The organism is Pseudomonas sp. GYB4201 (genome assembly GCF_056312595.1).
The window spans coordinates 114,384-121,286 of sequence record NZ_JBWGIG010000019.1; the positions used below are offsets into that span (position 1 = coordinate 114,384).

Consider the following 6,903-nt stretch of genomic DNA (forward strand, 5'->3'; position numbering starts at 1 on the left):
GATGCCCGCCTTGTGCGGGCTTTTTCGTTGGTGCTCAAGTCCATACATCCACTTACATTGTCGGCCGTCCCCAGGCGCGACTTCCCCCGCCGGCAGGGGATACCATGGGCCCCGTCATCAACGATGCCGGGAAGGGACACTCCATGAAAAGGCCACTCATCCAGCCACGCCTGGTTGGCACGAGGTTTGACGATCATACAATCCCCCTGGAGCTGCTGCGTGACCTGGCGATGCTGGAGGAATTCGTGGTAGCCGTCGCCAAATGGAAATTCGTCGAGCAGAACGGTCGTGTCAGGACACCAAAAGGGTTTACCGACCACCTTTCGATCAATTTGGCCGCCATTACTGCAGGAAGCGCCGTTCCAAACATCGTGATCGAATATGTCGATCCCACACCCGGTTTGTTTCCTGCAGCCAACGAGGTTTACTTCTTCGAGGCTATCCAGTCCATTGGCCAGGCAATTGACGCAGCTGAGCACGATGAACCTATTTCCCCACACTTGCCGGCCGCGCTGCTCGGGTATTTCGACCGTTTTGGCCGGGGCCTGCGCGAGGGGGAGGCATTGGAGATATGGCCTGGGGCGAGCCGCCCGGCACGCTTATCGAAAATCACCCGGCGCAAGCTACTGCTCGCCTCCCAAAATCAGGTGCTAACTGATGAGGTCACCGTTCGGGGAATAGTCCCGGAGATCGATCAAAACAAGATGAGCTTTGAGTTGCAGCTTGCTGACGGGCGAAAAATCAACGCAAAAATGGACACCATTCACCTCGATACGATTCTGGAAGCGACCGGGGGATTTCGACGTGACGTAAAGGTGTCTGTGTCGGGAATCGGTCGATTCGACCGGCATGAGCGTCTACAATCACTGGACGTGATAGAGGATGCAGCGATCATCGAATTCAATGACCCCCTGGCGCGCCTCGATGAACTCCGGTTGCTGAAAGCCGGGTGGCTGGACGGTCGGGGGCTGGTACCTGCCCCTGTCGAGTTCGATTGGGCCGAAAGCTTTTTCCGCGACCATTACCCCGCGACGTTGCCCACCCCCATGATCTACCCCACCGCTGAAGGTGGGTTCCAGCTTGAATGGCGTACTGGCAACCAAGACATCAGCCTGGAAATTTTCCCGACCACCAAAGCCGCTGAACTGCACGGACTGAATGTTAAGTCCGGCGAAGCCACCTCCGAACACCTCGACCTTGCACAACAGTCCGGTATCGACACCCTGATTGCCTTTGTGTCCAAAGCAGCCAGAGGTGAAGTGTGATGAAGGACCAGACACAGCTTCTGCGCCAGATTCACCCAAGCTTTGTTCAGGATGGCAAAGTCACCTCCCAAGCGTTCCGTCCGACCCCCAAGGATGACAAAAAGCTTTCGTGCTACGACGGCAGTCGGATTTCTGCAGAAAGCGCCTTCAACCACTTTGTAAAATCACCTGAGTGCCGCTCGGTGGGTGTCATGGCCGTAACCGTCATGGAGTGCACAGCCCTGGATTTGCCGGTGGTCCCCGACCCCGTGGCCTTTGCTGAACATATACTTATCGATTTTGCCGCGTTCGAAAAGCGCGAGGTGGAGCGAAAGGCAAAGCTGCTCAGAGCACTGGCTGAGTCGAGGGATTGGCTGTTCAAACCTTCGTAGCGAAGGACTGCAATCCGCCTGAAACCTTGCACGCTGAGCCGAGCTTGAAGTCGGGCCATTACCGGCGGGGCCCCTGGCTGATTGTGCAGGTAAGCTATGACCCCTTCGCGTACATGCAATGATCGCCAGGCATCACCACCCACGCAAAGGACCCTGCCCATGCCCCACCTCCTCACCCTCTGCGGCAGCCTGCGCCAAGGTTCGTCCAACCGCGCGCTGCTGCACGCCGCCGCGCAACTGGCGCCCCCGGGCCTGCAACTCAAGCACTACGAGGGCATCGGCAACCTGCCGTTGTTCAACCCCGACCTCAGCGACACGCCCCCGCCTGCGGTGCAGGCCCTGCACGCAGCGGTGGACGCCGCCGACGGCCTGCTGATCGCCTGCCCCGAATACGCCCGCGGTATTCCTGGTGCCTTCAAGAACGCCCTGGACTGGCTGGTGGCCAGCCAGCAATTCCCCGGCAAGCCGGTGGCGCTGTTCAACGCCTCCCCACGCGCCAGCGACGCCCAGGCGGCACTGCGCCTGGTGCTGCGGACCATGTCGGCGCACCTGGTGGAGCAGGCGTCGGTGACGGTCAACCTGTTGGCCAAGGGCATGACGGCAGCGGACATCGTCGCGGATGGGCAAGTGGCTGAGGTGGTGGCGTCCGCGTTGCAGGCGTTTGAGCTGGAGATTCTGCGGGGGAGAAATGGCGTGAACACTCCTGAGCTTCTATAGCAATTATCCCTTTCATTGACATCAGAGTGTCGGGCGGTTGCAGCGGCGCCCTGGTCGATACTTCATTGGCTGGAAGGCACATACACTGACAGGGAGGGTGCTCGGCCATTACCCCCCCTATGCATTCCCCAAGCGAGCTTTGCGCAGGTTCGCCTGGGCGCGCTCGATCCAGTCAGCCTTGGGCGGTGGCCCCAGGCTCGGTGTCACCGCCTCGGGAACGACAGCGGCAACCTGTGGCTCCAACGCCTCATGCGCCCCCAGTATTTGCTTCAGGGCTGCTGTAGTGGCATTGGCTTGGTTCAAGGGCTCAGGCGGGCTCAGCGTTTCCACCAACTCGAGCACGGCACCGGTCTGCCGGGTAAACGCCCGTACCCGGTCCGGCAGCTCTTTCATTGGCAGCGGTAGCCCTGTGAGGGTGTCGAACGCGCTGATGCTCGGTGCCCCTGCCTTGCCACGCAGCACCGGTATGGCAAGCGAAGGCAGAAACAGGCCGACCAGGTAGCGCGGGTCCTTGCGCTGCACGGTCAGGCCAATGCTGCCAACGGCCACCGCCACCCCCAGGACCTGCCCAGCGGTGGCCAGCAATGACAGCGATTTATTCGATTGCGTATCGAAGAACACCCCACGGTAGCGAAAGTAGTCACTGAACACCTCGCGCTCGTTCAGCGCAGCATTCATGAACCAGGCGCGCGAGTCATGCACGAACTGGTCGTACAGGCGTACCAGCCGGCGCTTGTCTTCGCGTACCTGCAGCCGCTTGTCATCGAACAGCTGGTGGTAGGCTCCGATGCCCCGTTGCCTCAGTTCGCTGTACTCCCCGGCTTCATCCTGCTCGTTGGTCAGGTAAATCAAGCCGCCGACCAGCGCATTGGTGATTGTGCCCACGCTCAAGGCTTCACCGCCCCCAGGCAGCCCCCATTCAGGAACGAAGTCCCGGCGAAAGTCAGCCATGGCGTTGTCCAGCTGGCGTTGATCCATCAAGGGTTCAAAGGCCTTGCTGGTGTTGAGGTTGATGGGTGCCTTGAGGCCCAGGCGCTTTTCGTAGCGGGCCTTGGTCAGCAGGTGAGCCTCGTATGCCTGCCCCTGCGCCTGGGTTTCGGCCGGGGGCTCGGCCCCGGCGCGCAGGGCAACATCCTGCTGCAATTGGCGGGTGTAGAGCGCCTCCAGAGCCGTTTTCTCGTGCGCCAGCATGTCAGTGCCATGGATAGCCCGGTAGCCTGGGGTTTCGCGCAGGAAGAAGTTTGTGTAGCGGTGAATGCGCCAACCAGTGATCTGCGCGGCCTGGTGGGCCATCACGTCCTCGACGGGGCCGTCGATGAGGGTGGCTTGCCAGGTGTTGAAGGTTTCGATGAGGTCGTCGGAGAGAGAAAACTCGTCGCTAGTCTCCTGCTCCATTGCTATCCAAGGGGACTCCCGAAGGGTCCGGTCATCCAATGCATCTTTGGGCGACTGCAGGGGTGCGCCAACTTTATAGGCCTCCGCATACATGCAATGCAGTGCGATCTGTGACAGCACATGTGCACCGCCACCCAAGGACTTCCCCTGGTCCCCCGGCGGGTACCCACCGCCGACATCGGAATGCACGCCGGGAAACACGTATTCGAAGGTGCCCTTGCGGTAGGTGGACGGGCAGTCGGGGGCCGTGGGGTCGGCCTTGCGCCGGATCGAATCCAGGGGAAAGCAGCCGCGCTGCTCATGGGCGGAAACGAAGTGCACGCAACGCTGCAGAAACTGCTCGCTGTCCGACAAGCGCAAAGTGCCGTCGGCCCAGCCCATGTGACCCGAGGCAAACGGTGCCAGGTACGCCACGCCCACCGAGGCCACGGTGTCGAACAGGCCCATGAAGGCGATACTGATAGGAATCCCGGCAAACAGGTAGCAGGCCTGCCCTTCTACCTCGACCTGGGTCAGGTCTTCCAGCCAGCGGGCGAACGTACGCGCCTGGGCAGCCCCGCGGGAAAACCCATAGACATACAGGCGCATGGCCTTGATCGGCGCGATCACCTTGCGCCGGTGCAGCTCGTCGATGGCTGCCTGGCGTGCTCGCAACGGGGCTTCCAGGGCTTGTTGCCGGCGCTGGTGACCAGGCTTGAGCAGCGAGGCGCCCAGTGCGTCCTGCATGACCGAGGTGCCCATTTGCTGGACCAGGGCGTAGGCGTCGTCAGGCGGTATATAGGGCTCCTGGCAAGCCTGCTGCAGTGCATCCAGCAAGCGGGTGATCCCCCAATTGATGCGGTTTTCCCCGCCGACGGCGGTTTTAAGGCCGCCGGGGTCAGGTGCGAACTCGCCAATTTCCTTGAATTCGGTACCTACGCCTTGGATATAGTAGCGATAAAACCCCAACCCATTTTCTTTCGAAAGGCCATCCGCCTGGTTCTTGCCAAGACTTGCATGAAACAGTCTTGCGACGTTGCTGGTGGTCGGTGGATGGGTTTTGGTATCCGAGGGTTCGTGATTATTAGTGCCATCGAAACACAACGTGATATGCAGCACGCGCATGCACGGCCGCCCTTCAAATTCGCGGTTGGCCTTCCAGGCTTCACGCATCAAGGTCTCTTCGATCTGGTGTTCAACACTGGCCTGTTGGCGGTTATTGAACGCAACCTCCCAGGGGCCTTTGGGCAACATGCCCTTGGCATCAAACGCATCCATTTTATGAACCGCTTCACGAGCGGCCGTTCCAGGTTCGGGTTTCAAGGTGTCGGACATACAGGCGGTTCTTCCATCCTGAAGGGAAAATTGAAGGGGTAACCGACCATGCCGGGCCGGTAGATCGTCGCGCCTACTGCAACTTTGCTGCAGGGCAGGAAATGCACGTTGACCACCCCCAGGCGGTCGTAGGGTGCTACCTCCACCCAGGCGCTGTGGCGGGTATAAAACGTTTTATGTCGGGCCATTCGCGCATGCCACGCCTCGCTGTAGCGTCGTTCGGGCCAATCGCCGTATGCGTACGGATCAGGATCCCTCTCCCACTCCACCAGCACCTTCAACCCCGGCCGCCACTGCACCGGTAACATCACACAGCAGTTCTGCTTGCCACCCCCACCGTAGGGGCCGATGTTAGGCCCACCGTTGCGGTTGACCATGAACCAGTTGATCGCCGCTGCCGTGTGGTTGCGCCCCTCGATGGGCGCCCCCAACTTCGTCGGCTTTGCCGGGGTGCACCCGGTAATCACCAGAAGCGCCAAGAGCGCCAATGGTTTCAAGGTGTCGGGCATACAGGCGGCTCTTCCATTCTGGAGGGGAAATTGAAGGGGTAACCGGCCATGCCAGGCCGGTAGATCGTCGCGCCTACTGCAACTTTGTTGCAGGGCAGGAAATGTACGTTAACCACCCCCAGGCGGTCGTAGGGTGCTACCTCCACCCAAGCGCTGTGCCGGGTATATTTGGCTGCATGGGCCTCCATTCGCGTGTGCCACGCGTCCGAGAAAACCCGCTCGGGCCAATAGCGGGAGGCGCCCACGTTGGGATCCCTCTCCCACTCCACCAGCACTTTCAGCCCCGGCCGCCACTGCACCGGCAACATCGCACAGCAAGTCTGGCTGCCACCTCCACCGTAGGGGCCGATGTTCGGCCCACCGTTGCGGTTGACCATGAACCAATTGATCGCCGCTGCCGTGTGGTTGCGCCCCTCGATGGGCGCACCCAACTTCGTCGGTTTTGCCGGGGTGCATCCGGTGATCACCAGAAGCGCCAAGAGCGCCAATGGTTTCAAGGTGTCGGGCATACAGGTGGCTCCTCCATCCTAGAGGGGAAATTGAAGGGGTAACCGGCCATGCCGGGCAGCTGCGCCACGGCGGCTACCGCGACTTGGTTGCAAGGCAGGAAATGCACGTCGACCACGCCCAGGCGGTCGTAGGGTGCTACCTCCACCCAGGCGCTGTGCCGGGTATAAAACGTTTTATGGCGGGCCATTCGCGCATGCCACGCCTCGCTGTAGCGTCGTTCGGGCCAATCGCCGTATGCGTACGGATCAGGATCCCTCTCCCACTCCACCAGCACCTTCAACCCCGGCCGCCACTGCACCGGCAACATCGCACAGCAAGTCTGGCTGCCACCTCCACCGTAGGGGCCGATGTTAGGCCCACCGTTGCGGTTGACCATGAACCAGTTGATCGCCGCCGCCGTGTGGTTGCGCCCCTCGATGGGCGCCCCCAACTTCGTCGGCTTTGCTGGGGTGCACCCGGTAATCACCAGAAGCGCCAAGAGCGCCAATGGTTTCAAGGTGTCGGGCATACAGGCGGCTCTTCCATTCTGGAGGGAAAATTGAAGGGGTAACCAACCATGCCGGGCCGGTAGATCGTCGCGCCTACTGCAACGTTGTTGCAGGGCAGGAAATGCACGTTGACCACCCCCAGGCGGTCGTAGGGTGCTACCTCCACCCAGGCGCTGTGCCGGGTATAAAACGTTTTATGGCGGGCCATTCGCGCATGCCACGCCTCGCTGTAGCGTCGTTCGGGCCAATCGCCGTATGCGTACGGATCAGGATCCCTCTCCCACTCCACCAGCACCTTCAACCCCGGCCGCCACTGCACCGGCAACATCGCACA

At 61.1% G+C, this 6,903-nt stretch carries 8 protein-coding genes; 3 read left to right on the forward strand and 5 right to left on the reverse strand.

Features of this window, described 5'->3' with window-relative positions:
• The first annotated feature begins 104 nt into the window (after positions 1-104).
• The 3 genes from AC0Z2B_RS19010 (at position 105) to AC0Z2B_RS19020 (ending at position 2,353) form a co-directional block, all read left to right on the forward strand.
• Entirely contained in the window at positions 105-1,265 is a 1,161-nt protein-coding gene (locus tag AC0Z2B_RS19010; RefSeq protein ID WP_476298692.1) for a hypothetical protein, read from the forward strand.
• A complete protein-coding gene (locus AC0Z2B_RS19015; RefSeq protein WP_476298694.1) occupies positions 1,265-1,636 on the forward strand; it encodes a hypothetical protein in 372 nt (123 codons plus the stop codon). The genes AC0Z2B_RS19010 and AC0Z2B_RS19015 overlap by 1 nt, the downstream gene beginning before the upstream one ends.
• 159 nt (positions 1,637-1,795) lie before the next feature.
• On the forward strand, positions 1,796-2,353 hold the full coding sequence (locus AC0Z2B_RS19020) for an NADPH-dependent FMN reductase (RefSeq protein ID WP_476298696.1): 558 nt from the start codon (positions 1,796-1,798) through the stop codon (positions 2,351-2,353).
• 117 nt (positions 2,354-2,470) lie between these two features.
• On the opposite strand, the gene AC0Z2B_RS19025 is transcribed toward AC0Z2B_RS19020, so the two are convergent.
• The 5 genes from AC0Z2B_RS19025 to AC0Z2B_RS19045 all read right to left on the reverse strand — a co-directional run.
• Positions 2,471-5,062: a T6SS phospholipase effector Tle1-like catalytic domain-containing protein gene (locus AC0Z2B_RS19025; protein WP_476298698.1), complete on the reverse strand. Its 2,592-nt coding sequence runs from the start codon at positions 5,060-5,062 to the stop codon at positions 2,471-2,473.
• Entirely contained in the window at positions 5,047-5,571 is a 525-nt protein-coding gene (locus AC0Z2B_RS19030) for a DUF3304 domain-containing protein (protein ID WP_476298700.1), read from the reverse strand. The genes AC0Z2B_RS19025 and AC0Z2B_RS19030 overlap by 16 nt, the downstream gene beginning before the upstream one ends.
• Positions 5,556-6,080 carry a DUF3304 domain-containing protein gene (locus tag AC0Z2B_RS19035; RefSeq protein ID WP_476298702.1) on the reverse strand — a complete coding sequence of 175 codons (525 nt, stop codon included), beginning with the start codon at positions 6,078-6,080 and terminating at the stop codon, positions 5,556-5,558. The genes AC0Z2B_RS19030 and AC0Z2B_RS19035 overlap by 16 nt, the downstream gene beginning before the upstream one ends.
• Positions 6,065-6,589 carry a DUF3304 domain-containing protein gene (locus tag AC0Z2B_RS19040; RefSeq protein ID WP_476298704.1) on the reverse strand — a complete coding sequence of 175 codons (525 nt, stop codon included), beginning with the start codon at positions 6,587-6,589 and terminating at the stop codon, positions 6,065-6,067. The genes AC0Z2B_RS19035 and AC0Z2B_RS19040 overlap by 16 nt, the downstream gene beginning before the upstream one ends.
• On the reverse strand, positions 6,574-6,903 hold a 330-nt coding region (locus tag AC0Z2B_RS19045; RefSeq protein ID WP_476298706.1), incomplete at its 5' end, for a DUF3304 domain-containing protein. The genes AC0Z2B_RS19040 and AC0Z2B_RS19045, both read right to left, overlap by 16 nt.

What these genes read in the sequence shown, in the direction of transcription:
- AC0Z2B_RS19020 (WP_476298696.1), top strand. Translation starts at nt 1,796, where the DNA reads ATGCCCCACCTCCTCACCCTCTGCGGCAGCCTGCGCCAAGGTTCGTCC.
- AC0Z2B_RS19035 (WP_476298702.1), bottom strand. Translation starts at nt 6,080, where the DNA reads ATGCCCGACACCTTGAAACCATTGGCGCTCTTGGCGCTTCTGGTGATC.
- AC0Z2B_RS19010 (WP_476298692.1), top strand. Translation starts at nt 105, where the DNA reads ATGGGCCCCGTCATCAACGATGCCGGGAAGGGACACTCCATGAAAAGG.
- AC0Z2B_RS19025 (WP_476298698.1), bottom strand. Translation starts at nt 5,062, where the DNA reads ATGTCCGACACCTTGAAACCCGAACCTGGAACGGCCGCTCGTGAAGCG.
- AC0Z2B_RS19040 (WP_476298704.1), bottom strand. Translation starts at nt 6,589, where the DNA reads ATGCCCGACACCTTGAAACCATTGGCGCTCTTGGCGCTTCTGGTGATT.
- AC0Z2B_RS19015 (WP_476298694.1), top strand. Translation starts at nt 1,265, where the DNA reads ATGAAGGACCAGACACAGCTTCTGCGCCAGATTCACCCAAGCTTTGTT.
- AC0Z2B_RS19030 (WP_476298700.1), bottom strand. Translation starts at nt 5,571, where the DNA reads ATGCCCGACACCTTGAAACCATTGGCGCTCTTGGCGCTTCTGGTGATT.